This is a genomic window from Nonomuraea sp. MG754425, from assembly GCF_021699195.1.
Lineage (GTDB): Bacteria > Actinomycetota > Actinomycetes > Streptosporangiales > Streptosporangiaceae > Nonomuraea.
The window spans coordinates 1-24,997 of record NZ_SSXE01000184.1 but is presented as its reverse complement, the minus strand read 5'-3'; the positions used below and the strand labels follow the sequence as shown (position 1 = coordinate 24,997).

General features: G+C 70.2%; 21 protein-coding genes and 1 pseudogene. 11 read left to right on the top strand and 11 right to left on the bottom strand.

Features of this window, described 5'->3' with window-relative positions; all coding sequences use genetic code 11:
• Positions 1–14: 14 nt before the first annotated feature.
• The 4 genes from FAF44_RS42250 to FAF44_RS42235 form a co-directional block, all read right to left on the bottom strand.
• The gene (locus FAF44_RS42250) at positions 15–1,313 is read right to left on the bottom strand and encodes a homoserine dehydrogenase (RefSeq protein WP_308193477.1); all 1,299 of its coding nucleotides are present in this window, start codon (positions 1,311–1,313) and stop codon (positions 15–17) included.
• Positions 1,310–2,692 carry a diaminopimelate decarboxylase gene (gene lysA / locus FAF44_RS42245; protein ID WP_237109026.1) on the bottom strand — a complete coding sequence of 461 codons (1,383 nt, stop codon included), beginning with the start codon at positions 2,690–2,692 and terminating at the stop codon, positions 1,310–1,312. The genes FAF44_RS42250 and lysA overlap by 4 nt, the downstream gene beginning before the upstream one ends.
• A 124-nt stretch (positions 2,693–2,816) precedes the next feature.
• Positions 2,817–3,434 carry an anticodon-binding protein gene (locus tag FAF44_RS42240; RefSeq protein ID WP_237109025.1) on the bottom strand — a complete coding sequence of 206 codons (618 nt, stop codon included), beginning with the start codon at positions 3,432–3,434 and terminating at the stop codon, positions 2,817–2,819.
• 10 nt (positions 3,435–3,444) lie between these two features.
• Positions 3,445–5,292 (bottom strand): hypothetical protein, encoded by a 1,848-nt coding sequence (locus FAF44_RS42235; protein WP_237109024.1) that lies wholly within the window; start codon positions 5,290–5,292, stop codon positions 3,445–3,447.
• 138 nt (positions 5,293–5,430) lie between these two features.
• On the opposite strand from FAF44_RS42235, the gene FAF44_RS42230 reads away from it, so the two are divergent.
• The gene (locus FAF44_RS42230) at positions 5,431–7,068 is read left to right on the top strand and encodes an asparagine synthetase B family protein (protein ID WP_237109023.1); all 1,638 of its coding nucleotides are present in this window, start codon (positions 5,431–5,433) and stop codon (positions 7,066–7,068) included.
• Positions 7,069–7,333: 265 nt separating this feature from the next.
• On the top strand, positions 7,334–9,046 hold the full coding sequence (gene treS, locus FAF44_RS42225) for a maltose alpha-D-glucosyltransferase (protein ID WP_237109022.1): 1,713 nt from the start codon (positions 7,334–7,336) through the stop codon (positions 9,044–9,046).
• Here the strand turns inward: treS and FAF44_RS56105 are convergent.
• From FAF44_RS56105 to FAF44_RS42205, 4 genes are all read right to left on the bottom strand, one after another.
• A complete protein-coding gene (locus FAF44_RS56105; RefSeq protein ID WP_237109021.1) occupies positions 9,033–9,689 on the bottom strand; it encodes an FtsX-like permease family protein in 657 nt (218 codons plus the stop codon). The two genes, treS and FAF44_RS56105, sit on opposite strands and share 14 nt — an antisense overlap.
• Complete coding sequence (locus FAF44_RS42215; RefSeq protein ID WP_237109020.1) at positions 9,613–11,163, bottom strand: ABC transporter permease; 1,551 nt, start codon at positions 11,161–11,163, stop codon at positions 9,613–9,615. Before FAF44_RS42215 ends, FAF44_RS56105 begins: the two co-directional genes overlap by 77 nt.
• A gap of 67 nt (positions 11,164–11,230) precedes the next feature.
• A complete protein-coding gene (locus tag FAF44_RS42210) occupies positions 11,231–11,959 on the bottom strand; it encodes an ABC transporter ATP-binding protein (protein WP_237109019.1) in 729 nt (242 codons plus the stop codon).
• Positions 11,956–12,462 (bottom strand): PadR family transcriptional regulator, encoded by a 507-nt coding sequence (locus FAF44_RS42205; RefSeq protein WP_237109018.1) that lies wholly within the window; start codon positions 12,460–12,462, stop codon positions 11,956–11,958. Before FAF44_RS42205 ends, FAF44_RS42210 begins: the two co-directional genes overlap by 4 nt.
• Positions 12,463–12,593: 131 nt before the next feature.
• Here FAF44_RS42205 and FAF44_RS42200 point away from each other — a divergent pair, with 131 nt between their 5' ends.
• From FAF44_RS42200 to FAF44_RS42165, 8 genes are all read left to right on the top strand, one after another.
• Positions 12,594–13,841: an ABC transporter substrate-binding protein gene (locus FAF44_RS42200; RefSeq protein WP_237109017.1), complete on the top strand. Its 1,248-nt coding sequence runs from the start codon at positions 12,594–12,596 to the stop codon at positions 13,839–13,841.
• A gap of 7 nt (positions 13,842–13,848) precedes the next feature.
• Positions 13,849–15,171, top strand: a complete 1,323-nt coding sequence (locus FAF44_RS42195) for an ABC transporter substrate-binding protein (RefSeq protein ID WP_237109016.1) — start codon at positions 13,849–13,851, stop codon at positions 15,169–15,171.
• A 13-nt stretch (positions 15,172–15,184) separates the two neighbouring features.
• Entirely contained in the window at positions 15,185–16,567 is a 1,383-nt protein-coding gene (locus FAF44_RS42190; protein ID WP_237109015.1) for an ABC transporter permease subunit, read from the top strand.
• Positions 16,564–17,463 carry a carbohydrate ABC transporter permease gene (locus tag FAF44_RS42185; RefSeq protein WP_237109014.1) on the top strand — a complete coding sequence of 300 codons (900 nt, stop codon included), beginning with the start codon at positions 16,564–16,566 and terminating at the stop codon, positions 17,461–17,463. The genes FAF44_RS42190 and FAF44_RS42185 overlap by 4 nt, the downstream gene beginning before the upstream one ends.
• Before the next feature lie 121 nt (positions 17,464–17,584).
• Positions 17,585–18,262 (top strand): uracil-DNA glycosylase, encoded by a 678-nt coding sequence (locus tag FAF44_RS42180; RefSeq protein ID WP_237109013.1) that lies wholly within the window; start codon positions 17,585–17,587, stop codon positions 18,260–18,262.
• 10 nt (positions 18,263–18,272) lie between these two features.
• On the top strand, positions 18,273–18,596 hold the full coding sequence (locus FAF44_RS42175; protein WP_237109012.1) for a hypothetical protein: 324 nt from the start codon (positions 18,273–18,275) through the stop codon (positions 18,594–18,596).
• A gap of 98 nt (positions 18,597–18,694) precedes the next feature.
• Positions 18,695–18,985, top strand: coding sequence for an MTH1187 family thiamine-binding protein (locus FAF44_RS42170; protein ID WP_237109011.1), 291 nt, complete (start codon positions 18,695–18,697; stop codon positions 18,983–18,985).
• Positions 18,986–19,087: 102 nt separating this feature from the next.
• Positions 19,088–20,665, top strand: coding sequence for an FAD-dependent monooxygenase (locus FAF44_RS42165; protein WP_237109010.1), 1,578 nt, complete (start codon positions 19,088–19,090; stop codon positions 20,663–20,665).
• Positions 20,666–20,689: 24 nt separating this feature from the next.
• On the opposite strand, the gene FAF44_RS42160 is transcribed toward FAF44_RS42165, so the two are convergent.
• The gene (locus FAF44_RS42160) at positions 20,690–21,274 is read right to left on the bottom strand and encodes a hypothetical protein (RefSeq protein ID WP_237109009.1); all 585 of its coding nucleotides are present in this window, start codon (positions 21,272–21,274) and stop codon (positions 20,690–20,692) included.
• A 291-nt stretch (positions 21,275–21,565) separates the two neighbouring features.
• Between FAF44_RS42160 and FAF44_RS42155 the strand changes: the two genes are divergently transcribed.
• Positions 21,566–22,546, top strand: a complete 981-nt coding sequence (locus FAF44_RS42155; RefSeq protein ID WP_237109008.1) for a hypothetical protein — start codon at positions 21,566–21,568, stop codon at positions 22,544–22,546.
• 154 nt (positions 22,547–22,700) lie between these two features.
• On the opposite strand, the gene treZ is transcribed toward FAF44_RS42155, so the two are convergent.
• Both treZ and FAF44_RS42145 read right to left on the bottom strand, forming a co-directional pair.
• Complete coding sequence (gene treZ / locus FAF44_RS42150; protein WP_237109007.1) at positions 22,701–24,416, bottom strand: malto-oligosyltrehalose trehalohydrolase; 1,716 nt, start codon at positions 24,414–24,416, stop codon at positions 22,701–22,703.
• Positions 24,406–24,997 (bottom strand): annotated as a pseudogene (locus FAF44_RS42145) (hypothetical protein); the annotation flags it as partial. The gene treZ and the pseudogene FAF44_RS42145, both read right to left, overlap by 11 nt.

Genomic DNA, 24,997 nt, shown 5'->3' with positions numbered 1-24,997 from the left:
AATTAATTCCGAAGTCAATCGGCCTTCTCGTCGCCCTCGACGCGCATCACGCTCGCCACCGCGCGTACGACGTCCAGTTCGCGCAGCCCCTCCATGGTCGCCGACAATGCCGCGTCGGTGGCCCGGTGGGTGACGATGACGAGTTGGGCGTCGTCGCCGTGGCCCTCCTGGCGGACGGTCTGGATCGACACGTCGTGCTTGGAGAACAACTCCGCCACCCGCGCCAGCACGCCGGGCTTGTCGGCGACGTCGAGGGCCACGTGGCAGCGCGTGACGGTCTCGCCCATGGGGTGCACGGCGAGGTCGGCGTACGTCGACTCCTCGGGGCCGCGGGTGTCGCCCAGGCGGTTGCGGCCCACGGCCACCAGGTCGCCGAGCACGGCGGAGGCGGTCGGCGCGCCGCCGGCGCCCTTGCCGTAGAACATGAGCTGCCCCGCCGACTCCGCCTCCACGAAGACCGCGTTGTAGGCCTCGCCCACCCCGGCCAGCGGGTGGGAGCGCGGGATCATCGCCGGGTGCACCCGCACGCCGAACGAGCGGCCGTCGTCGGAGCGGGCGCAGATGGCCAGCAGCTTGATGACGTAGCCCATGGCCTTGGCGGAGGCGACGTCGGTGGCGGTGATCTCGGTGATGCCCTCGCGGTGCACCTCGTCGGCGCGTACGCGGCTGTGGAAGGCGAGCCCGGCCAGGATGGCGGCCTTGGCGGCGGCGTCGAAGCCCTCGATGTCGGCCGTCGGGTCGGCCTCGGCGTAGCCGAGCGTCTGGGCCTCCTCCAGGGCGTCGGTGAAGGACGCGCCCGTGGAGTCCATCTTGTCGAGGATGTAGTTGGTGGTGCCGTTGACGATGCCGAGCACCCGCTTGACGTGGTCGCCGGCCAGCGACTCGCGCAGGGGCCGCAGCAGCGGGATGGCGCCGGCCACGCTGGCCTCGAAGTAGAGGTCGCCGTTGCCGGACCTGGCGGCCTCGTGGAGGGTGGGGCCGTCCTCGGCCAGCAGCGCCTTGTTGGCGGTGACCACCGACTTGCCCCTGGACAGGGCGGCCACGATGAGGGATCGGGCCGGCTCGATGCCGCCGATGACCTCGATCACGATGTCGACGTCGTCGCGGGTGACCAGCGCCTCGGCGTCGGTGGTGAGCAGCGCGGGATCGACGTCGATGTCGCGCTTGCGCCCCAGCCGGCGGACGGCGACGCCGGCCAGTTCGAGCGGTGCGCCCACGCGGGCGGCCAGGTCGTCGGCCTGCTCGTGCATGAGCCTGATGACCTGCGAGCCGACGACGCCGCAGCCCAGCAGAGCCACTTTCAGCGGTTTCACAGCTGCCCCCTCAACAGATCGTCCTCGGTCTCACCCTGCACGATCACGCGCGAGACGCCGCCGGCGACGGCGACCACGGCGGGCTTGGGCAGGTAGTTGTAGTTGCTGGCCAGCGAGCGGCAGTAGGCGCCGGTCGAGGCCACGGCGATCAGGTCGCCCGGGGCGAGGTCGGCGGGCAGGTAGCAGTCGCGCACGATGATGTCGCCGCTCTCGCAGTGCTTGCCGACCAGGCGGCTGAGCATGGGCTCGGCCTGGCTGGCCCGGCTGGCCAGGACGGCGGTGTACTCGGCGCCGTACAGGGCGGTGCGCACGTTGTCGCTCATGCCGCCGTCGATGCTCACGTACGTGCGCAGGCCCTCGACGTCCTTGATCGTGCCGACCTCGTAGAGGGTGATGCCGCCGGGGCCGACGACGGTGCGGCCGGGCTCGACGGTCAGCCGCGGCACGGGCAGGCCCGCGTCGAGGCACACCTTGGTGACGATCTCGCGCAGGCCGTCGGCGAGTTCCTTGATGTCGGGGGCCTCGTCGCCCTCGACGTAGGCGATGCCGTAGCCGCCGCCGAGGTCGAGTTCGGGCAGCACGACGCCGTGCTCGTCCTTGATCTGCACGAGCAGCGTGGCCAGGCGGCGCGCGGCCACCTCGAACCCGGCCGTGTCGACGATCTGGGAGCCGATGTGGGAGTGCAGCCCGACGAGTTCGAGCTGCGGCAGGGCGAGGATCCGGCGGACCGCCTCCGCCGCCGCGCCGGTGCCCAGCGACAGGCCGAACTTCTGGTCGTCGTGCGCGGTCGCGATGAACTCGTGCGTGTGCGCCTCGACCCCGGTGGTCACCCTGATCATGACCTTGGGCCGCTTGCCGTGCTGCTCGGCGAGGTAGCCGAGCCTGGCGATCTCGTCGTAGGAGTCGACGACGAGATGCCCGACCCCGGCCTGCAGCGCCTTGGTCAGCTCGGCCGTGGACTTGTTGTTGCCGTGCATGGTGATGCGCTCGGCGGGGAAGCCGACGCTCAGCGCGACCGCCAGCTCGCCCTGGCTGGCGACGTCGAGCCCGAGGCCCTCGGCAGCGAGCCAGCGGACGAACTCCCTGCACAGGAACGCCTTGCCGGCGTAGTGCACGTCGGAGCCGGCGAACGCGGTGGCGTAGTCGCGCATGCGCGAGCGCACGTCGTCCTCGTCGAGGACGTAGAGCGGGGTGCCGTGCTCGCGGGCCAGATCGCGGACGTCGATACCGCCGACCGTGAGCGCGCCATCGGTCCGGCTCGACGTTCGGGGCCAGATCGCGGGGTTGATCCGGTTGAGGTCGGCGGGCGCCAGCGGAGGGCGCTCCTGGGGCAGCATCTCGGCGTGCCGGTCCCCGGCGGGATGGGCGAATCGACTCACCCGATCGAGGCTATCGGAAGCGCAAGTACGCCATGACCCTCTGCCCACGTATCGAGACGCGATCAAGGTTAAGAAGGGATATTTTTACGTTATTTCGCCGTTTGGCCGGATATTTTGTAAGGCGTCACAATCTCTCGGGTCCCGGCAGCACCTCGCGCACCACCTCGGCGACCCGCACCCGCGCCGTGTGCACCGCGCCAGGCTCCTCGTCGCCGACGGGCACGGCCGGAGCCCGCTCGTGAGCGTCGTGGTAGGCCAGCGCCAGCCGCAGCAGGTACGCCTCCCACCCCGGCTCCCTGCTGCGCAGCCGTCCGGGCAACTCGGCCAGCACCCTGAGCACCCACCGGTGGCACGGGTCGTCCAGCAGTCCGGGCCGGAACCCCTCGCGCGGGACCCCGAGATCGCGGGCCCACCTCGACACGGCGCAGGCCCGCGCGTGGCCGTAACGCACCACGAAGCCGGGGTTGTCCCACGTACGCGGGAAGTCCGGCCACACCGGCTCGAACGGCACCCGCACGGACTCGACGTCCACGGGCGGCTCGATCACGGCGATCCGCAGCAGCCCCGGCCCCCGCACCTGCACGGAGGCCACCCCGCGCAGCGCCCGCACCCGCCCGGCCAGCTCCTCGGCCGGAATCCGCCGGCGCAGGGCCGCCGCCGACACGAACACGGGCTCGCGCTCCCATGTCCCCTCGGGCACGGGGGGCTCCCCGAGCACCTCGGCCAGCTCCCCGGACGTCATGGGCACGACCCTAGATGAGCGCGTGCGGCTCCGCCGACCCGTACTCGACCAGTTGCGCGGCACCCAGCAGCCAGCGGTCCTCGTCGCGCACCCGCACGTAGCCGAACCGGTCCGCCGAGAAGACCTTGACGCCGTCGCTGCGGCACTGCCGCATGAGGACCTCGTCCCAGCCCTCGGTGAGGTCGGCGAAGCCCAGCTCGCGCAGCGCGGTGCGGCGGGCCAGCAGGGTGCCGCCGGTGATCTCCGGCAGGTGGGTGTACTCGGCCTCGGGCTGCTTGAGCAGGGTGGCCTGCGGCTTGCGCAGGTGGGCGTAGAAGGCGGCCTTGCCGACGATGTCGGCCGTGCTGAACAGGAAGGCGCGCCGCAGGTCCGACAGGTAGTGGACGCCGTAGACGTCGCGGGGGTCCATGACCGCCACGAGGTCGGCCTCGCACAGGTCGATGCCGGCGTTGAGCATCGCGCCCTCGCTCATCGACGGCTGCGGACGACGGTAGACGACCTCGACGTCCGGCAGCACGTCGCGGGCCCGCAGCTCGGCCTCCGGCGGGCCGATGACGATGAGCTGGTCAACCCCCGACTGCCTGGCGACCTGCGCCAGCGCGTGCTCCATCAGGTACGGGTCGAAGATGGGCAGCATGACGGAGGTGTTGAGGGTGGGACGGGCGCTGGGCAGGCCGATGGCGTCGAGCAGCTCGTCGATGCGCTCGCTCATCGTCCCCATCGAGTACGCCCGGCGCAGCGCCACGTGCGCCCGCCGCGAGTCGGCCTCGGTGCCGATGGACGTGCCGCAGGCGGCGATCTCGGCCAGCCGCCACTGCGGGGTGCCCGGCGGGCAGTCGGCGGCGGCCGGCCAGCGGTAGGAGGTCAGGACGTCGGGGTAGCTGAGCTGGCCGGGCAGGAGCTGGTCGAGCGTGAGCACCCGGTCGATGCGGCCTCCGGCCAGCGGCAGCGGGTTGTGCACCCGGGGCTGCACGCCGAACTGCAGCCGGGGCCAGGCCACGGTCAGGTCGGTGGTGAAGCGGTGCTCGAACAGCTCGGCCGCCGCCGCGTACGCCGCCACGTCGCCCCGCGTGTGCCAGAACACCGTGCGGATGCCGCGCTCGGCGCACCAGGCCAGTAGCGCCTTGAGGCCCTCGCCCGGCTCGCCGGTGATCTCCTCGGCCCACGGGCCCCCCGTGACGGACTCGACGACCAGCAGGTGGGGCACCTCCAGCGGGAGCACCCTGGCGAAGTCGCGGGGCGTGAAGCCGGTGGTCTGCCGCCACTCGTAGCGCAGCAGCGCCTCGGCGTGCGGGTCGGCGACGACCGCGGCGGTCAGGTGCGGGCGCGTGTTGGGTCCGGTCGGCACCCGGAACGGCTTGAGCTTGAAGGAGGCCCCGCCGAGGGTCCGGGTCGTGGTGGTGGCCTGGAACGCGGCTCCGGGACGCTCGTCCTTGGCCTTGGCGCCGCCGCCCACCGGCGCGCGCTTGGGCGCGATGGGCCGCTTGACCGGCTTGGCGGCGCCCTTCAGCCCTCTGGCCAGGCGCACCGGGTTGCTCTTGCCGCTCTTGATGGCGTCGCCGAGCCGGCTCCAGCGGGCGACCTTGATGGACGACAGCTTCCACTGCGCCACCTCGGCCTGGAAGCGCTGCTCGGCCAGCTCACGGCGCAGCTTTTCCGCGGTGGCCCGCTCGGTCTCCAGGCGTTCCTCGGTCTCGCTGAGCTGCTCGGCCAGCGTCCTTGCCTCCGCGGCGCTCTCCTCGGCGGCGGCCAGCCTGGCCTGCGCGTCGTCCAGCAGCCTGACCAGCTCGGCCGCGCGCTCGGCCTGCGCGACCGCGTCGCGCAACGCCCGTCGCGTGCTTTCCAGCTCAGTGGTCACCAGTCCTCCTTCGTCGGCCCGGCGACAAGACGCTGCGTCCAATCGTTGACTCACTACGCTCGCGAACCGGACCTCCGCTCTCGTAGCCCGGCAAAGGATACTCTTTTGCGAGAAGCGTCTCGAAGGGATTGAGATCCGGTGCAGTTCAACGTGCGGCCCTACGTCTGCGGCGCTCTCGGCCGGATCGACACCGCCGTGCTCGGCAAGCTGATGGCGGCGGGGCCCAAGGTCAGGCCCGCGCTGCAGTCGGCCGAGGCGGCGCTGTTCAGCTCCTCGCCGCTGCCGCCGTACCACCGCGCGGGCGACGCGTACGCGTTCGCCTGGGGCGAGCGCCGGCCGCAGTCCGCCGAGGACGAGTGGATCACGGTCGCGGAGACGTACGAGACTCCCGGGCTGATCGGCGACGGGCGGAAGGTGACGCTGCACACGGGCGCGCTGGGCCTGGTGGACGTCTACTACGTGCGGCTGGGCGAGGCGGTCTACTTCTCGTCCCTGATCCAGCCGCTGCTCAGCCTGGTGCCGGTCGCGATCGACTGGTCGGCGTGGGCCTCGATCCTGCAGGTGACGTTCCCGCTGGGCGAGGCGACTCCGTACGCCGAGGTCAAACGGCTGCCGGGGGCGAGCGCGCTGACGTTCGAGCACGACCGGCTGGCGACCGAGCGGCGGCTGCCGCGCTGGCTGCGCACGGAGCCGTACGAGAAGTGGATCAGCCCCGGGGAGATCGTCGAGCTGCTGCACGAGGTCTACGGCGACTACGACGGGCGCAAACTGCTGGTGCCGGTGAGCGGCGGCTACGACTCGCGGCTGCTGGCCGGCGTCGCGATGGCCCGCGGGTTCGACGTGGAGTCGTGGACGACCAGCCCCGACGACGGCACCGACACCGACATCGCCTTCGCCCGGTCGATCACCAGGGAGCTGGGCATCCCGCACCGGGTGATCACCCAGGACGCCGCCGCCTACCCGGCCGACGCGATGGAGGTGGCGCGCCGGCTGGAGTACCTGACGCCGCACCACGCCTGGTACCTGCCCTTCGCCAAGGAGGTGCACGGCGCGGGCCGGATCCTGGTCGACGGGCTGGCCGGCGGGCCGCTGCTGAAGAACTTCATGGTCAGTGGGGCCGCGCTCGAGGCCACCTCGCAGGCCGAGCGATCGGCGGCCGTGCTGGGCTCGCTCTCGCTCGGCCGGCCGACGCAGCCGTTCCTGTCGAAGGCGGCGGCGCAGTGGGTGGAGGAGACCGTACGCGAGCAGTTCGAGGCCGCCACCTCGATGTTGCACGGGCACCGGGCCGAGCTGCCGCTGTCGGTGCTGCACACCAGGACCGTGCGGGGCATCGCGCGCTCGGCGGTGAACCTGGTGGGGCCGGAGTCGTCGTTCGCGGCGCCGTTCATCCATCCGGACTTCTTCGACGCTGCGCTGTCGGTCGGGGTGGCCCGCAAGGACAAGGGCCGGTTCTACCGCGAGGTGCTGCACGCCGCCAACCCGAGGGTGGCCGCCCTGCCTTCGACGAACGTTGTCAAGCAACCGCTCCAGCGGGTCCCGCTGCGGTCCACGGCCGCTCCGGCGCGACATTACTCACACCGCATGCTGGAGGTTTTGGCCGGCCGAGTTCCCAGCCTGTTGTCGGACGAGCTGCACGAGGTGGTCGCGGGCGGCCCCGACGCTCTGACCAGGTTCAATGGCTGGAACGATCGATTCTGGGTGCGCGGTCTTGTGCTGTTCGGCCTGTGGATGAGCGACTACGAAAACGACCTCTCCGACCTGGCCACACCTTTTTAGTGAACTCTCGGTAACAGGGCGATTACATACAGATCTCACGGGTATTACACCTCGCACAGCAGAAGCGGGTTCCGGAAAGCCAACGGGCTGGTAGTGTTCGGCCCGTAAGCGCCGCACAAACGGGCACCAGATCACAAATCCGGTCCCGTTCGAGGGCAGTGGGGTACGCAGGGATGACGCCCCCACCGCGGCGCGGTCACCAGAGAACAACGCCGGGGCAACCGGTGACTTCGTCCTGCCCACATCTCTTCCTGTGAGCGACATCATGATCAACGCATCCCCATCGCCGGAGCCGATCTCCGAGGACTTCGTCTCGGAGGACCCTGCCTGGTACAAGCGGGCGGTGTTCTACGAGGTTCTTGTCCGGGGGTTCAAGGACTCCAACGGCGACGGCACCGGCGACCTGCGCGGTCTCGTCGAGAAGCTGGGCTATCTCGAGTGGCTCGGCGTGGACTGCCTGTGGCTGCTGCCCTTGTACGAGTCGCCGTTGCGCGACGGCGGATACGACATTTCGGACTATATGAAGATCCTCCCTGATTTTGGGGATTTGGGGGACTTCGTCCAACTGATCGAGAAGGCGCACGAGCGCGGCCTGCGGATCATCACCGACCTCGTGATGAACCACACCAGCGACCGCCACCCGTGGTTCCAGGCGTCCCGGCACGACCCCGAGGGGCCGTACGGCGACTTCTACGTGTGGTCCGACGATCCCGGCGGGTACCCTGACGCGCCGGTCATCTTCATCGGCGCCGAGGAGTCCAACTGGACCTACGACCCCGTGCGCAAGCAGTACTACTGGCACCGCTTCTTCCACCACCAGCCGGACCTGAACTACGACAATCCGGCGGTGCAGGAGGCCATGCTGGAGGTCCTGCGCTTCTGGCTGGACCTCGGCATCGACGGCTTCCGGCTGGACGCGGTCCCGTACCTGTTCGAGCGCGAGGGCACCGCCTGCTCCGGGCTCCCGGAGACGCACGCGTACCTGAAGAAGATCCGCTCGGAGGTCGACCGCCTCTACCCCGACCGCGTGCTGCTGGCCGAGGCCAACGGCTGGCCGGAGGACGTCGTCGAGTACTTCGGCGACCCCACCACGGGCGGCGACGAATGCCACATGGCCTTCCACTTCCCGCTCATGCCGCGCATCTACATGGCGGTCAAGAAGGAGACCCGCGAGCCGATCTCCGAGATCATGTCGCGCACGCCCAAGCTGCCCGACACCGCGCAGTGGGGCATCTTCCTGCGTAACCACGACGAGCTCACGCTCGAGACGGTCACCGAGGAAGAGCGCGACTACATGCACAACGAGTACGCCAAAGACCCGCGCATGCGGGCCTACCTAGGCATCCGCCGCCGCCTGGCCCCGCTGCTCGACAACGACCGGGACCGGATCGAACTGTTCACCGCGCTGCTGCTGTCACTGCCCGGCTCGCCCGTCATCTACTACGGCGACGAGATCGGCATGGGCGACAACATCTGGCTGGAGGACCGCGACTCGGTCCGCACGCCGATGCAGTGGAGCCCCGACCGCAACGCCGGGTTCTCCTCGGCCGACCCCGGCCGGCTCTACCTGCCCGCGGTCATGGACCCGATCTACGGCTTCCAGGCGGTCAACGTGGAGGCCCAGCAGCGGCACGAGGGGTCGCTGCTGCACTTCACCCGCAAGATGCTGGAGATCCGCCGCCGGCACCCGGTGTTCGGCGTGGGGGCCTACACCGAAATGTGGTCGTCGAACCCCTGCGTGCTCACGTACGTGCGCGAGGACCGCGACGACGTGATGTTGTGCGTGAACAACCTGTCGAAGTTCCCGCAGCCGGTGGAGCTGGACCTGCGGCGCTTCGAGGGCATGACGCCGGTCGAGGCCAGGGGCGGGGTGCCGTTCCCGCCCATCGGGGAGCTGCCCTACCTGCTGACCCTTCCCGGGCACGGCTTCTACTGGTTCGCGCTGAAGAAGGCGGAGGCCGGCGTCACCGAGAGGTGACCGGCACCTGGGCACGGGCCGCGCGGCGGGCGGGGATGAGCGCGACCGCGAGGGCCGTGCCCACGGCGACCAGCACCGCCACCGTCAGCGTCACGGCCGACGGGGCGCGGCCGATGCCCGCCCCGACGCCGCTGGTGTGGCCCTGGAGGTCGATCAGCCAGGTGACGACGGAGATCCCCACCGCCGCGCCCACCCCGACGCCCAGCACCACCAGCAGCCCCGTGCCGGTCACGAGCGTGGCCATGACCTGGCGCGGGGTCAGCCCCATGGCCTTCAGCACGGCCAGGTCGAAGGCGTGGTCACGAAGGCCGAGCGCGCTGGCGGTGAGCAGGTTGGCCAGGCCGATGAGGGTCAGCACCGCGATCAACGCCACGATCACCACCCTGATGATCGACAACCGGTCCGCCGGGTTGACCGCGGCCTGCACGTCGAGGCCCTCCTCGGAGGCGGCCAGCAGCCGGCCCCGCACGTCCAGCGGGTCGGCGCCCGCCTTCAGGGCCAGCGCGTAGTACTCGGGCGGCACGGCGTCCTTGGCCGCCAGGCTGTCGATGCCCACCGAGAGCACCTCACCGTCCTGCTCGGGCTCGACGGTGCGGCCGACGATCCGGACGATCAGCGGGGTGCCGCCCACGGTGAGCCGCACCCGGTCGCCGATCTTGACTCCAAGTAGGCCGAGCAGCCCCTGCCCGGCGACCGCCTCGCCCTGACGGGCGAACATGCGCCCCTCGACGACGGGGAACGGGTACGGGCTCGCCGAACTGCCGATGGCCCGCACCCGGACCGACCGGGCCTGGCCGGGGGCCAGCGCGTTCACGTCGGTGCCGGAGTAGACGGCGGCGACGTCCTTGTCCTGGCGGGCGAGCCGCTCGGCGACCGCCGGCTCCACCTTGCCCGGCCGGACGTACAGGGCGGCGTGCTGGCCCACCTGCTCGGGATGGGCCAGGAAGTTGTCCAGGGTGGCCCACACGCCGAGCCCGATGGTGATCATCATCATCGGCACGGCCAGCCCGAAGGATCGGCGGCGTGCGCCCGCCCCGCCAGGCCGGCACGCCGACGGCGGCCAGCACGACCAGCGCCGTGCCCGCGATGATGGCCAGCACGGGGAAGGGCGCCACGGAGCCGGCGCCGAGCATCGCCGCCATCACCCCCCAGCCGGCCAGGGCGCCGATCGCGACGCCGAGCAGCCCGAGCGCGCCGTGCTCGACCAGGAGCACGAGCGCGATCTGCCCCCTGGTGAAGCCCATGGACTTGAGCGTGGCCAGGTCGCGGAGCTGGCCGAGCACCCGGCCGCCGGCGGCGTTGGCCAGCGCGAGCGCGGCGGCCACCAGCCCGACCACGCCGAACAGCGCGAGCAGCGTGCCCAGGAGCCGGTTGTCCAGCTCCATCGCGGCCCTGACCTCACGCCAGGTGTAGACGCGCTGGAGCCGGTCCTCCAGCAGCACGACCACGCGCTGCGAGACGACCTGTGAAGCCTCGGGGTCGGCCAGGCGCAGCCCGGTCACCCACTCGCTGCGGCCCAGCATGGGCTCGATGCGGTCGAGCATGACGGGCAGCACGTAGGCCAGCCCCGGCGTCCATTCGGGGTAGAAGCCCTGGTCGGCGGAGTCGGCGATGCCGCGTACGTAGAGGGTGTGGCGCTGGCCGCTGAGCGCGATGATCGAGAACGCCGCGCCGACCCTGAGCCCCAGCGCGTCGGCGAACGAGCGCTCGACGACCACTCCGTCGTGCTGGGACGGGTCCAGCCACCGCCCCTCGGCCACCACGGGGTGGGCGACGGCGGGCGCTGTGGCGGGCATGGCCCGCAGCGTGGCCGGCTCCTTCTTGCCCTCCTGCGCCACGGTCACGGGCGCGGAGCGGTAGGGGCCCGCGGTCTGGGTGACGCCCTCGATGCCGCCCAGGGCGACCTGGGGGCTGTCCTTGGTGTACAGCCAGACGTGGGCGCCGTCGGTCTGGGCCGACAGGCTGCGCCACGGGTTGGTGCTGTCTTCGAGCAGGGTGGCGGCGGTGATCAGCGCGGCCACGATGCCGGCCACGACCAGCACGGTCAGCGCCGCCTGCCCGGTGCGGGCCCGCAGGTCGGCCTTGATCCACCGGCTTCCCGCCATGGCGGTGCTCATGAGGCGCTCACCGCTGCCCGCGCCGGGCCCGTGCTCGGCTCGTCAGGGCCGTCGGCTCGTTGCGGGCTCATCTTAGGTCGATCACCTCTCCGGCGGTCCGGGTGCGGCGGCGGGCGATGCGGCCGTCGTCCACGATCTCCCCGTCGAAGAGCGAGACCAGCCGGTCGGCCAGGCTCGCCACGCGGGCGTCGTGGGTGACCATGACGATGGTCTGGCCCTCCTTGTGCACCTCGCTCAGCAGGCGCAGGACGTCGCGCGTGTTGCGGCTGTCGAGGTTGCCGGTGGGCTCGTCGGCCAGCAGCAGGCTGGGCTCGTTGGCCAGTGCCCTGGCCAGGGCGACGCGCTGCTGCTCGCCGCCGGAGAGCTGGGCGGGGGCGGCGCCGGCCCGGTCGGTGAGGTTGAGCGCGGCCAGCAGGCTCTCGCGGCGCTCGCGGGCCACCTTGGGAGAGGCTCCGGCCAGCAGCGCGGGCAGTTCGACGTTGTCGCCCACCGTCATGTTGGCGACCAGGTTGAAGAACTGGAAGACGAAGCCGATCCGGTTGCGCCGCAGCAGCGCCCACGCGCTCTCGGAGAGGGTGTCCACGCGCTTGCCGTCGAGCCAGATCTCGCCGCTGGTGCGGGTGTCGAGGCCGCCCAGCATGTGGACGAGCGTCGACTTCCCCGAGCCGGACGGGCCCATGATCGCGACGAACTCCCCCGGCTCGACGTGCAGATCTACGCCGCGCACGGCGGGCACGGGGACCGCGCCATCCTGGTAGATTTTGACCAGATTGACCGTTTTCACAACCGTGCTCATGCCAGATCCTCCTGGCATCGCTCAAGCCAGTCAAGGTCCGCCTGCAGATGCAGCATGGCTCCCTCTATCAGCAGCATCGCCACCCGATCGGTCGGGGCCGTACGCGACATCAGGTCGTTGAGGTCGCCCATGAGCGACAGGTAGTGCCGACGCTGCCGGCTGATCAGCGCCATCCGGTCGGCAATGCCCGTGAGCGGCGCGAGCACGAGCTTCATGAAGAACTCGTCGCGCACGCGCGGACCCTCGGTAGGCTCGTCGACCCAGGCTTCGAGCACGTCGCGGCCCTTGGCGGTCAGATAATAGACCTTCTTGTTGGGCCGGTTCGACTGCTCGACGTCCACCGCCCTGATCAGGCCGTCTTTCTCCAGCCTGCCCAGGGTGACGTAGATCTGCCCGATGTTCGGGGAGGGATAGGCGCTCCCGAAGGTCTGCTCCAGCGCCTGTTTGAGCTCGTAGCCGTGGGCTGGCTCTTTCGCCAGGAGCGCCAGCAGGTGTGGCCGCACCGCTCCACCTCCCCTGCTCTGTTACGTATGCGTTACGAGGCATTCCGTTGACCTACAGATTACAGGTGTGCATAACATGAATGCATCTACCTAACACGTATGTAAAAGACTCTGAACACGGAGGAAACAGAGTGCTTCGCCTGCTTCCGGTGCTGATGGCCGTGACCCTGGCGGCCGGATGCGCGGCGACGGGCGATGAGGGCGGGGGCGACAAGGGAACGGGCGGGACAGGCCCGATCACCTTCGCCACCGGACGCGACACCACCGCGTACCTGCAACCCCTGCTGGACCGCTGGAACCAGGCCCACCCGGCCGAAAGGGTGACGCTGCTGGAACTGCCCGAGGCCGCCGACGAGCAACGCGCTCAGATCGCGGCCAACCTCCAGGCCCAGAGCAACCGGTACGACGTACTGGGGCTCGACGTGGTGTGGACTGCCGAATTCGCGGAGAACGGCTGGATCATCCCCCTGGAGCGCGGGTTGTTCCCGCTCGACAGGTTCCTGCCGCCCGTCGTGGAGACGGCTGTCTACAAGAACAAGCTCTGGGCGGTTCCGTACACGAGCAACGCCGGGCTGCTGTATTACCGGAAGGACCTGGTCAGGAAGCCGCCCCGAACCTGGGCCGAGCTTCGTGACCAATCACGCCAGATAACGAAAAAGCGAAATATCGGAGGGTACGCCGGGCAGTTCCTGGCCTACGAAGGGCTCACGGTCAACTTCGCCGAGGCCGTGCAGTCGGCCGGCGGGCAGATCGTCAGCCGCGACGGCGCCGAGGTGACCCTCGATCCCGCCACGGGCGGGGTCGCGCTGGAGTTCCTGTTCCAGGGGCTCCGCGAGGGATGGATCCCGATGGAGTCGCTGAGTTTCAAGGAGGAAGAAACGCGCCTGGCCTTCCAGGAGGGCCGGCTGGCCTTCGCACGCAACTGGCCGCACGCGTACGGACCGGCCAAGGCCGAACTGGGCGGCAAGCTGGGCGTGACCCGGCTGCCCGGCCTGAACGGCCCCGGATCCAGCACGCTGGGCGGAGCCAACCTGGCCATCAGCGCCTACTCCAAGAACCAGCACACCGCACAGGAGTTCATCCGCTACTTCACGAGCCTGGAGAACGAGCGCCGGGTCCTCACAGAGGGCTCCTTCCCGCCCGTGTGGACCGAGCTCTACGACGATCCCGAGCTCATCAAGCGCTTCCCCTACCTGCCCGTGCTCAAGGAGAGCATCCTCGCCGCCCAGCCGCGGCCCGTGAGCGCCAACTACAACCAGCTCAGCCTGGTCATCGCCAGCTCGGTCGCGAAGGCGCTGGGCAACCCCTCCCCCGAGACCGCCGACGACGTCGCGGCCTCGATGAAATCCGAACTGCAAGAGATCACCAGAACCCAGTGAGGCAGCCATGCGAAAAGGCAGTGCAGCAGCGATCCTGGCCGGGCTCGCGGTAGCCGTCGCCGCCTGCGGTAACGCGCCGACGACCACCGAGCCCTCGGCATCGGGCTCGGCCGCGGCGTCCAGCGCCGCCAAGCCGCTCCAGGGCGTGAAGCTCGAAGTCGCCGCCAAGTGGACCGGCGCGGAGCAGAAGAACTTCGAGCAGGTGCTGAAGGCCTTCTCCGAGAAGACCGGAGCCGAGGTCACCTACGCCTCCACCGGTGAGGACACCGGCGCCTACCTCGGCCCGCGCATCCAGGGCCAGAACCCGCCGGACGTCGCGATCCTGCCGCAGCCGGGCCTGGTCGCGCAGTACGTCGAGCAGAACGCGCTCAAGCCGCTGACCCCCGAGGTCGTCCAGGAGGTGGACACCAACTACACGCCGTACTGGAAGGACCTCGGCTCCGTCGACGGCAAGGTGTACGGCGTGCTGGTCAAGGCCGCGCACAAGTCGCTGGTCTGGTACCGGTCGCAGGCGTTCGACGACGCCGGCGTGCAGGCGCCCACCAACTGGGACGAGCTGGTCAAGGCCGCCCAGACGATCGCCGACTCCGGCACGCCGCCGTTCTCCTTCTGCGGCGCCTCCGGCTGGACGCTGACCGACCTCTTCGAGAACGTCTACCTGTCCACCGCCGGCCCGGAGAACTACGACAAGCTCTCCAAGCACGAGATCCCGTGGACCGACCCGTCCGTGGCCACCGCACTGGAGAAGATCCAGCAGATCGCCTCCAAGGCCGAGTTCCTGGTCGACGGCACCTCCGGCACCATGCAGACCGACTTCCCCACCTGCGTGACCAAGGTCTACGGCACCGACAAGGCCGCCATGGTCATCGAGGCCGACTTCGTGGCCGTCGAGGCGGACCAGGCGGGCGCCAAGGTCGGCGAGGAGGCCAAGTACTTCCCGTTCCCCAAGGCCGGTGACACCACCCCGGTCGTGCTGGGCGGCGACGTCGCCGTGGCCATGAAGGACTCCCCCGGCGCGATGGCGCTGGTGCAGTTCCTGGCCTCCAAGGAGGGTGGCGAGGTCTGGGCCAAGCTGCCCGGCTACCTGTCGCCCAACAAGAACGTCTCGCCCGACAACTACCCCGACGAGCTGACCAAGCAGCTCGGCCAGACGATCGTCTCGGCCGGCGACGCCGTCCGCTACGACATGTCGGACCTGGCTCCCAGCGCGTTCGGCGGCACCGACGGCAAGGGCGAGTGGAAGGTGCTCCAGGACTTCCTGCGCGACCCGAGCGACGTCAAGGGCGCCCAGGAGGCGCTCGAAGCCGAGGCCAAGAAGGCCTGGAAGTAAAGAGGTTCAGGCCGTGACCGAACGGTTGGACGGCCGGCAGGACCCGCCCGCGCTGAAGCTCGCGGGCGGCTCCTCCCCCGGACCGGCTGAAACCCCCCGTACCCGACTGCGCCTAGGCCCCTCGCCGGCGGTCGCCATCGCCTTCCTCCTTCCGGCGGCGCTGCTGCTGGGCATCTGGGTGGTCTACCCGATCGTCTACTCCATCTTCCGCAGCCTGTTCGACGCGAGCGGCTCCGGATTCGTGGGGCTGGGCAACTACATGACGATCTTCACCGATCAGGGCATGCTCACGACGATCCGCAACAACCTCATCTGGGTCGTCGTCGCCCCGATCATCGTCACCATGCTGGGCCTGGTCTTCGCGGTGCTCACCGAGCGCATCAAGTGGGCCACGGCGTTCAAGCTGATCGTGTTCATGCCGATGGCGGTCTCGCTCATGGCGGCCGGCGTCATCTTCCGCCTGGTGTACGAGGAGAACCCGGACAAGGGCCTGGCCAACGCCGTGCTCACCACGTTCTCCGACACCTTCGCCTCCTCCCAGGGCTACCCGGAGGCCCGTCCGCGCGAGGGCGACCAGTCGCCCGTCGCCGACCAGGACGGCGCTGTCGTCACCAAGCAGCCCGCCCAGGCCGGGCAGCCGGTGCTGATCCCGATCGTCGGCGTCAAGCCGGAGATCATGCCGGCCAACGCCCAGCCCGCGCAGGCCGCCGGGGCCGGAGCCGGGGTGTCGGGGACCGTCTGGTTCGACTTCACCCAGGGCGGCGGCGGCCAGAGCAACGTGGTGGACGGCACCGAGAAGGGCCTGCCGGGCATGACCGTCGAGGCGGTCGGACCCGACGGCCAGGTGGCCGCCACCGCGACGACCGCCGAGAACGGCACGTTCGCCTTCGACGGACTGGCCGCCGGCACCTACACCGTGCGTCTGCCGCAGTCGAACTTCGAGGCGTCCTACGGCGGCCTGTCCTGGCTCGGCCCGACACTCATCACGCCCGCGATCATCGGCGCGTTCGTCTGGGTGTGGGCCGGATTCGCCATGGTGCTGCTCGCGGCCGGTCTCGCGGCGATCCCGCGCGACGCCCTGGAGGCGGCCCGCATCGACGGCGCCACGGAGTGGCAGGTGTTCCGCAAGATCACGGTGCCGCTGCTGTCGCCGGTCCTGCTCGTCGTCTTCGTGACGATGATCATCAATACGCTGAAGGTGTTCGACCTGGTGTTCATCATCGCGCCGGCCTCGGTGCAACCGCAGGCGAACGTGGTCGCGCTGGAGATGTGGCGCGTGGCGTTCGGCGGCGGGAACAACCAGGGGCTGGGCAGCGCGCTGTCGATCTTCCTGCTCATTCTGGTGCTCCCCTTCATGATCATGAACATCAGGCGGTTCAGGAGGGGAGAGTCATGACGACCGCGACTGCCCAGGTGGCGTCCGGGCTGGAGTCGGGTACGCCGCGCAGGGGCATCCTGAGCAGGATCGTCGATCGGCTGGGCAGCGGCGCCGTTCAGGTGATCATGGTGCTGCTCGGCCTGTTCTGGATGGTGCCCACGCTGGGCCTGCTGGTCGTCTCGCTGCGCACGAACAAGGTCAACGGCGCCGAGGGCTGGTGGACGATCTTCACCAAGCCGGCCGAGCTGACCATCCAGAACTACGCCAACCTGCTGGGCAGCGGGTTCACCACGTCCTTCTGGAACACCGTGATGATCACGGTGCCGACCACGGTCCTGGTGATCGGCATCGCGGCCATGGCGGGATACGCGTTCGCGTGGATGGACTTCCCCGGCCGCGACGCGGGCTTCCTCGTGGTCGTCGGGCTGCTGATCGTGCCCATCCAGATCGCGCTGATCCCCATCGCCGCCCTCTACGGCAACACCGGGATCTTCGGCAGCATCCCCGGCGTGGTGCTCTTCCACGTGGCGTTCGGCCTGCCGTTCGCGATCTTCCTGCTGCGGAACTTCTTCGTCGGCATCCCCGCCTCGCTGCTGGAGGCGGCCCGCATGGACGGGGCCTCGGAGTGGAAGATCTTCGTCTCGGTGGTCTTCCCGCTGGGCAAGCCCGCCATCGCCTCGCTGGGCATCTTCCAGTTCCTGTGGGTGTGGAACGACATGCTCATCGCGCTGGTCTTCGCCAACACCGGCAACCAGCCGATGACCAAGTACCTGCAGTCGCAGATGCGGCAGTTCGGGTCGAACGTCGACATCCTCTCCTCGGGCGCCTTCCTGTCGCTGATCATCCCGCTGGTGCTGTTCTTCGCCTTCCAGCGGTACTTCGTGCAGGGCATGATGGCCGGGTCCGTCAAGTGACGCCATGACGTGACGGGCGCCCGCCACCCGCGGGCGCCCTCCGTCGTTGTGATCATTCTGGTACGGCTTGTCCCCCGGTTTCGGCCGCGAGTCCTGGCAGAGCTGGCTAAGCTCAACGGCCATGGCCGGTCGTCCACTGAACGAAGTCGTCGAAGCGGGCTGGGCGCGTGCGCTTGAGCCCGTTTCTGAGCAGATCTCCCTGATGGGCGAGTTCCTGCGCAAGGAAATCGCCGAAGGCAGGCAGTACCTCCCCGCGGGCGCGAACGTGCTACGCGCCTTCAGTCAGCCCTTCGACGAGGTCAAGGTGCTGATCGTGGGGCAGGACCCGTACCCGACGCCCGGTCACCCCGTGGGGCTGTCGTTCTCGGTGGCGCCCGACGTGCGTCCGCTGCCCGGCAGCCTGCTCAACATCTACAAGGAGATGGAGACGGACCTCGGGCTGCCCCGGCCCGCCAACGGCGACCTGACGCCGTGGGCCGATCAGGGTGTGCTGCTGCTCAACAGGGTGCTCACCGTGATGCCCGGCAAGCCGGCCTCGCACCGGGGCAAGGGCTGGGAGCAGGTCACCGAGCAGGCCATCCGCGCTCTCGTGGCACGCGACAAGCCGATGGTGGCGATCCTGTGGGGCCGCGACGCCCGCAACCTCGCCCCCATGCTCGGCCCGGTGCCGCGCGTCGAGTCCGCGCACCCCTCCCCGCTCTCGGCGCGCAGCGGCTTCTTCGGATCGCGGCCGTTCAGCCGGGCCAATGAGCTGCTCGCCGAGCAAGGCGCGGCACCTGTCGAGTGGAAGCTGCCCTAGCATCGTCGCCATGAGTGATGAACCGAAGTTCCTGCGCCTGACGGTCGAACTGACCGTCGAGGTGCTCGACATGGACGCGCTGCAGGCCTCGGCGCTGGCGGAGATCCGGCACCCCGACGCCGATCTCACCGAGGAGGAGCGCACGGAGCAGGCCGAGTTGGTCGCCTCCGACGATTCCGGCGCCTCGGCGCTGCAGTGGCTGATCGAGCCCGACCACGTGTTGCAGCTCGTCGACCACATCAGCCAGATCGAGCCCCGCGAGGCCGTGCTCGGCGTGGAGCCCTCCGAGGGGCCGGGCGAGGAAGAGGACGAAGAAGAGCACGACCACGTGTGACATACGGCGGCGGGCCACGGCGTTCTGCGGACGTCGTGGCTTTTCGCCGCCCGCCCCGCTCTCCTTAGGATCGGAAGCCTCCTGACGAGAGGATTTCGATGATCGTCGCATTCTCCATCACCCCGCTGGGCGTCGGCGAAGGGGTCGCCGAGCCGGTCGCCCGCGCCGTCAAGGTCGTGCGCGACAGCGGGCTGCCGAACCGCACCGACGCCATGTTCACCACGATCGAGGGTGACTGGGACGAGGTCATGGGCGTGGTGAAGCGGGCCGTGGACGCCGTGGCCGAGGTCGCGCCCCGGGTGAGCCTGGTGCTCAAGGCCGACCTTCGCGAAGGGGTCACGGACGGCATGACGTCCAAGATCGAGTCATTGGAGCGCCATCTGAGCTGACAATTCGAGATATATCTTGACCTGCTCCGCCGACGCGTCATATCGTGTTGCTCGACACAGACGCGATAGTACGCGTATCCGGAGGGCGGATCAATGGAGCGAGTGCCGGTTCTGGTGATCGGTGGCGGGTACGCGGGGCTGAGCGCCGCCACGCTGCTGGCCTGGCGCGAGGTGCCCGTGATGCTGGTCGAACGGCATCCGAGCACCTCCGTCCAGCCCAAGGCGTTCGGGGCCGGGCCGCGCGCGGTCGAACTGCTGCGTCCCGTGCAGGGGCTGGAGGAGGAGCTCACCGAGGTCGGCGCCGGGGCCGGCGAGGACCTGCGCATCGCGATCGCCCGTGACCTCACCGACCCGGAGCCGCACCTGCTCCTCGACGGCGAGTGGGAACACCTCGCCCTGGCCGGCCTCACCCCCGCCGCCACCGTCCGGGCGCCGCAGGCCGACATCGAGCGCGTGCTACGCGTCAAGGCCGAGGAGCTGGGCGCCGACCTGCGCTTCTCCACCGAGCTGATCTCCCTGGAGCAGGACGACGGCGGCGTGACGGCGCTGATCCGCGACAAGGACGGCGACCACCTCGTACGGGCCGAGTACGTCGTGGCCGCCGACGGCCACCACAGCCCGCTGCGCCACGCCCTCGACGTGCCCACCTCCGGCAAGGGCGAACTGGGCCGGATGTGCTCCATCATGTTCGACGCCGACCTGTCCGACCTGGTGCGCGAGCGCGAGGTCACCCTCTGGTACCTGCGCAACGACACCTTCACCGGCGCCCTGGTGACCGGCGCGGGAGCCGGGGCGCACGTGCTCGGCGTGCACCACTCCGAGGGCGAGAGCACGGCCGACTTCACCCATGAGCGCTGCGTCGAACTCGTCCGCCTGGCGACCGGCCGGCCCGAGCTGGACGTCCGGATTCTCGACCGGACCACGTTCGGCATCGCGCACCTGCTCGCCGACACCTACCAGGTCGGGCGGGTGTTCTTCGCCGGCGACGCCGCGCACACCATGCCGCCCACCGGCGGCCAGGGCGGGAGCGCGGCACTCCAGGACGGGGCCGACCTCGCCTGGCGGCTGTGGCTCGTGCTGACGGGGCAGGCCGGGCCGGAGTTCATGGACACGTACGACGCCGAGCGCCGCCCGATCGGAGCGCTCACCGCCGACGCGCAGCTCGCCGAACTCGGCCGGCGCATGCCGCCCGCGGCCCGCGTCGGCTACCCGGAGCCGCTGGAGGACCCGCTCAACGCCCTGTTCGGGCACCGCTACCACTCCACGGCCATCCTCGACGAGCCCGGCGACGACGGCTCGATCCTGGAGAACCCGCGCCAGGGCGGCGGCCGGCCCGGCAGCCGCGCGCCGCACCTGGTGCTCGACTGGGACGGGCAGCACATCTCCACCATCGACCTGTTCGGGTCCGGCTTCGTGCTCATGGCCGCCAAGCAGGGCGGGCAGACGTGGATGGACGCGGGACGGGTGGTCAAGGAACGGCTGGGGGTGCACCTGACACGGCTGCCGGTGGACGACGAGCTGCTGGACGTGGAGGGGCGCTTCGCGGAGCAGTACGGCGTCAGCGGGGGCGGCGCCGTACTGGTCCGGCCGGACGGGTACGTGGCCTGGCGGGCGGCGCGGGCGGAGCTGGACGCGGTGGAGGCGTTGGAGCGGGCGCTCCGGGCGATCCTCAGCCGGTGACGGCGCCTCCACCTGCTCGGCGGCTCACCCGCCGAGCAGGAGCTCCTCCCGGCGGACGTGCAGCGTCTCACGCAGCCGCACCATCTCCCGGCAGCGCTCGCCCAGCCGCTCCGCCACTTCTTCGACCTCGTCGTCGGCCGCCGCAGGTGACACGGTCATGCCCAGCGCCCCGACGTCCCTGACGAAGGCCGCCACCGCCGCCGCCCGGTCGCCCGCACCCGCCAGCACCACGAGCCCGGCCGTCCTGGCCCGCTCCCTGGCGGGCAGCTCCACGTCCAGTTCGGCCAGCATGCGCCCGATCTCCAGTAACTCCGCGCCCCGAGGATCGGCCGAGCCGGTCAGCCGCCGCTCCTCGCGTACCAGCAGCTCCGTGTAGAGCTCGCGGGCCGGACCCACCTCGGCCAGCGCCCGTTCCACCCTCGCCAGCACGATCGTGTACGCCCCCAGCCGGGCCTCCTCCACGGCCACGCGGTCCCGCTCCCCCGCCCCGGCCGCGTCGAGCTCTCTCCGGGCCTCCCGCAGCAGGCCCGTGATCGCGGTGTGGCTCTCGTTCAGCACGTGCCAGCGACGCGCTCTCCGGCGTGCCGTGCGCAGATCTTCGTCGATCATCTCAAACGGGATCACGTCACTATGACGGGCGTACGTCACCATTCGGTTCAGGACGATCACTGACTTTTCCTATCAAACCAGGTCACAACGGCCACGCCCCCGAACACCGCCGCGCCCGCGCCCCCTCTCCGGTTTTCCACAGGGACGACATCGGCTCTCGACGTTTTCCCCAGAATCGCGTTCTGTCCTCCGCGCGCTGCCCCGCATCCCTGATCCTGAGTGCCTCCCGCCCCACATCCCAGATCAGAGACCACTCACCCGATCAGACCCCACCCTCGCGGAGGTCCCTCCATGAAGATCACCATTCCCCTGCCCAGCACCGTGACCTCCCAATTCATCGTCGCGATGGAGCAAGTGCCCTTCGATGTCGAGTCCTTCGTCCCATGGCGCGTCGGCGGCCCGTTCAAGCGAACCGCCATCACCTCGGCCGCCAACGGCACCCTGTCGGTGATCCACCACACCACCCCGTGGAAAACCACGGCGGCCACCTTCACCGACGACGAGAGACGCCGCCTACGCCGCACGAAACAACACGTGGTGGTGTCCGCCACCGCACCCCCGCACCGGCTGCCGACCGCCGTGCAGGTGGCCCGAGCCTCGGCCAGAGCCCTCGCCCGGGAGAGCGACGGCCTCCTGCTCGACCCGCTGACCGGCTCGTCCATCCTCACCTGCGGCAGATGCGCCGGCGAGCCCACTCACTTCCGGCTCGACGACGACTGGCTGTCCTGGGACGTCCAGGTCCACGACGCCGCCACCTGCCCGCCATGGGACCCGTCCGACATGGGCGCATGCGACTGCCTGCGCGTCACCTCCCGGGGGCTGCGCCGCTTCGCCCTCCCGGAGATCACCCTCGACGGCGCCGCCTGCGCCCACAACCTGTGCGCCACCAACCTCCTGCGCACGGTCGCCAACCGCCTGGTGGCCGACCACCTCACCTACCTCACGACGCACCCGGAGGCCGCCAGCCGCAAGATCGACGATTTCCTCCGGATACAGCCGTCCGACCAGCCGGACGGCGGCCTGCCCTTCGTCGTCCGGCTCACCCCGTACGACGCCGACGCGGGAGAGCTGGGCCGCACGGGCAGCATCCGCCGCCTGCGCGTGGGCCCCGCCCCCGGCTCCGGCCAGATCACCTGCCTCAAGGTCGGCCCGCCCTCGGGCTTCACCGGGTCACTGAACGACTGGCTCTGCGCCACGCAGGCGTCCCACCACGCCTCCCTGGCCTCGATCGATCCCAACACCCCGGCCCTGGTCAGAGTCCTCGCGGCCTGAAACGCGCCCGCCCACCCCAGCGGCCCTCATCGCCCCGCGACCAGCCGAACCCGGCCGCGAGCGGCCCGAACCCGGTCGAGGCCGGTCCGGGCCGTCACCCCATCAACCCGGGAACGCCCCGGGCGTGAGCCGGGCCACGGCCAGTCGGCTCGGCTCAGCGGGAGATGGGGCGGGTGATCGCCATCGACTGGGCGGGCAACCGCAGTCCTTCCTCGTCCACCACCACCGGATCATCGGAGGCCAGCAGCACCGTGCCAGGCGACAGCGGCAACATCACCGACTCCTGCGAGAAGTTCACCGTCACCGCCAGCCCTCCTCTCCACACCAGCAGCCACTTCCCGAGCGGGTCCACCTCCACCCGCACCCGATCCAGCCGGGGATCGGACAACTCGGGCAGTGCCTTGCGCAGTGCGATGAGGTCCCGGTACCAGCACAGCAGCGACCAGTGCGCCTCGTCCTTCACCTCACCCCAGTCCAGCTTCGAGCGGACGAACGACTCCTCGGCCGACGGGTTCGGCGCCTCCCACACGTACCCGAACCCGTCGAACTCCCGCTCCCTGCGCACCCCTTCGCTCTCCCGCAGTTCGGGCTCGACATGATCGGAGAAGAACAGGAACGGACTACGCGCCCCCCATTCCTCCCCCATGAACAACATCGGTGTGAACGGCGAGGTCAGCAACAACCCCGCGCCGAGCTTGAGCGCCGGGATCGGGAGCCGGTCCCCGGCGGGCCGGTTGCCGATCTGGTCGTGGTTCTGCACGCAGGCCACCAGCCGGTGCCCCGGCACCCCGTCAAAGGAGCGGCCGTGCGCGCGCGCCCGGAAGCTGGAGTAGCCGCCGTCGTGCACGATCCCCTGCGTGAGCACCTTGGCCAGCACCGAGAGCTGGGCGAAGTCCTGGTAGTAGCCATGGCTCTCGCCGGTGACGGCGCAGTGCAGCGCATGGTGCACGTCGTCGTTCCACTGCGCGGTCATGCCCAGCCCGCCGGCGTCGAGCGGACGCACCATCCGGGGGTCGTTGAGATCGGACTCGGCGATCAGCGACAGCGGACGGCCGACCGAGCAGGCCAGCGCGTCCACCTCCTCCGACAACTCGGCCAGCAGGTGCCGGGCACGTTTGTCGTGCAGCGCGTGCACGGCGTCCAGCCGCAGCCCGTCGATGTGATAGTCACGCAGCCACTGCAACGCGTTGCCGATGAAGTATCGCCGCACCTCGTCGGAATCCGGCCCGTCCAGGTTGACCGCCTCGCCCCAGTAGCTGCCGTCAAAGCCGGAGAAATACGGCCCGAACGGCCGCAGGAAGTTCCCGGACGGCCCGAGATGGTTGTAGACCACGTCGAGCAGGACCCCGATCCCGGCCCGGTGGCAGGCGTCCACGAACGACTTGAGCCCGTCGGGTCCTCCGTACGTCTCGTTCACGGCGTAGAGGTCCACGCCGTCGTAGCCCCAGTTGCGCCCGCCCGGCACCGGCGCGACCGGCATGACCTCCACGAAGTCCACGCAGAGCTCCACCAGGTGCGGCAGCTTCTCGATGGCCGCCGCGAACGTCCCCTCCGGGGTGAACGTCCCGATGTGCAGCTCGTAGATCACGGCTCCGCGCAGGTCGCGACCCTTCCAGTCGTAGTCGGACCAGGTGAAGCGGGCGTGCTCGTACACCGCGCTCTGCCCGAAGATCCCCTCCGGCTGCCGTCGGGTGCGGGGGTCGGGGTACGGTCCGTCATCGTCCACCACGAAGGCGTACCGGGTGCCGTGCTCGACACCCTCCACCTCCGCCGACCACCAGCCCCCTTCCCCGGGCGACATCGCCCGGCGTCCGCCCAGGACGTCCACTTCGACCGTGGTGGCCTTCGGTGCCCAGACCTCAAAGATCATGTCTCTCCAGGAGTGAGACCGGATACTGACCGAGCAGATGAGCGAGCGGGACCCGCCCGGTGTGCAGGCCGCCGGTGAGCAGGTCCCGCCAGGTGCCTGGGGGCAGCGTCAGCGTGGTGGCGCCCCACCCTCCCGAGGCGGCCAGCCGCACGGGCAGCCGGGTCGCGACCACCACCGCGTGCGGCCGCACACCGGCCTCGACCACAGCCCGCACCCGCTCCTCGGCAAGGAGCCGCGCCCGTTCCTCAGCGAGAATCCGCGCCTGCTCCTCGCTGCGCGTCCGCGCTCCGTCATCGGCCAGACCCTGCGCCTGGCTCCCGGCAGAATCACCATCCCCGACCAGAGCATCGACCCTCACATCGGTCCTGGCCAGGCTCTCGGCACTCACCCCACCTCTGGCCAGAACATCGGCACCGGCCACGCCACCAGCCTTCACGCCCCCGCCGGCCAGGACATCCCACCCGGCCAGGTTGTCGGCCCCGGCCGAAGCATCGGAGTTCCCATCACCACCGGCCGGCACGGGAGCCGTCGCGTTGAACCGGGTCTCGGTGCCTAGCTCGGGGTTGGTGCCGGGGTTGGGG

Excerpts from the sequence above, each read along its gene's own strand:
- FAF44_RS42185 (WP_237109014.1), top strand. The coding sequence starts at position 16,564 with ATGACGACCGCGACTGCCCAGGTGGCGTCCGGGCTGGAGTCGGGTACG.
- FAF44_RS42160 (WP_237109009.1), bottom strand. The coding sequence starts at position 21,274 with ATGATCGACGAAGATCTGCGCACGGCACGCCGGAGAGCGCGTCGCTGG.
- FAF44_RS42180 (WP_237109013.1), top strand. The coding sequence starts at position 17,585 with ATGGCCGGTCGTCCACTGAACGAAGTCGTCGAAGCGGGCTGGGCGCGT.
- treZ (WP_237109007.1), bottom strand. The coding sequence starts at position 24,416 with ATGATCTTTGAGGTCTGGGCACCGAAGGCCACCACGGTCGAAGTGGAC.
- FAF44_RS42240 (WP_237109025.1), bottom strand. The coding sequence starts at position 3,434 with ATGACGTCCGGGGAGCTGGCCGAGGTGCTCGGGGAGCCCCCCGTGCCC.
- FAF44_RS42170 (WP_237109011.1), top strand. The coding sequence starts at position 18,695 with ATGATCGTCGCATTCTCCATCACCCCGCTGGGCGTCGGCGAAGGGGTC.
- FAF44_RS42155 (WP_237109008.1), top strand. The coding sequence starts at position 21,566 with ATGAAGATCACCATTCCCCTGCCCAGCACCGTGACCTCCCAATTCATC.
- FAF44_RS42175 (WP_237109012.1), top strand. The coding sequence starts at position 18,273 with ATGAGTGATGAACCGAAGTTCCTGCGCCTGACGGTCGAACTGACCGTC.
- FAF44_RS42210 (WP_237109019.1), bottom strand. The coding sequence starts at position 11,959 with ATGAGCACGGTTGTGAAAACGGTCAATCTGGTCAAAATCTACCAGGAT.
- treS (WP_237109022.1), top strand. The coding sequence starts at position 7,334 with ATGATCAACGCATCCCCATCGCCGGAGCCGATCTCCGAGGACTTCGTC.
- FAF44_RS42195 (WP_237109016.1), top strand. The coding sequence starts at position 13,849 with ATGCGAAAAGGCAGTGCAGCAGCGATCCTGGCCGGGCTCGCGGTAGCC.
- FAF44_RS42215 (WP_237109020.1), bottom strand. The coding sequence starts at position 11,163 with ATGAGCACCGCCATGGCGGGAAGCCGGTGGATCAAGGCCGACCTGCGG.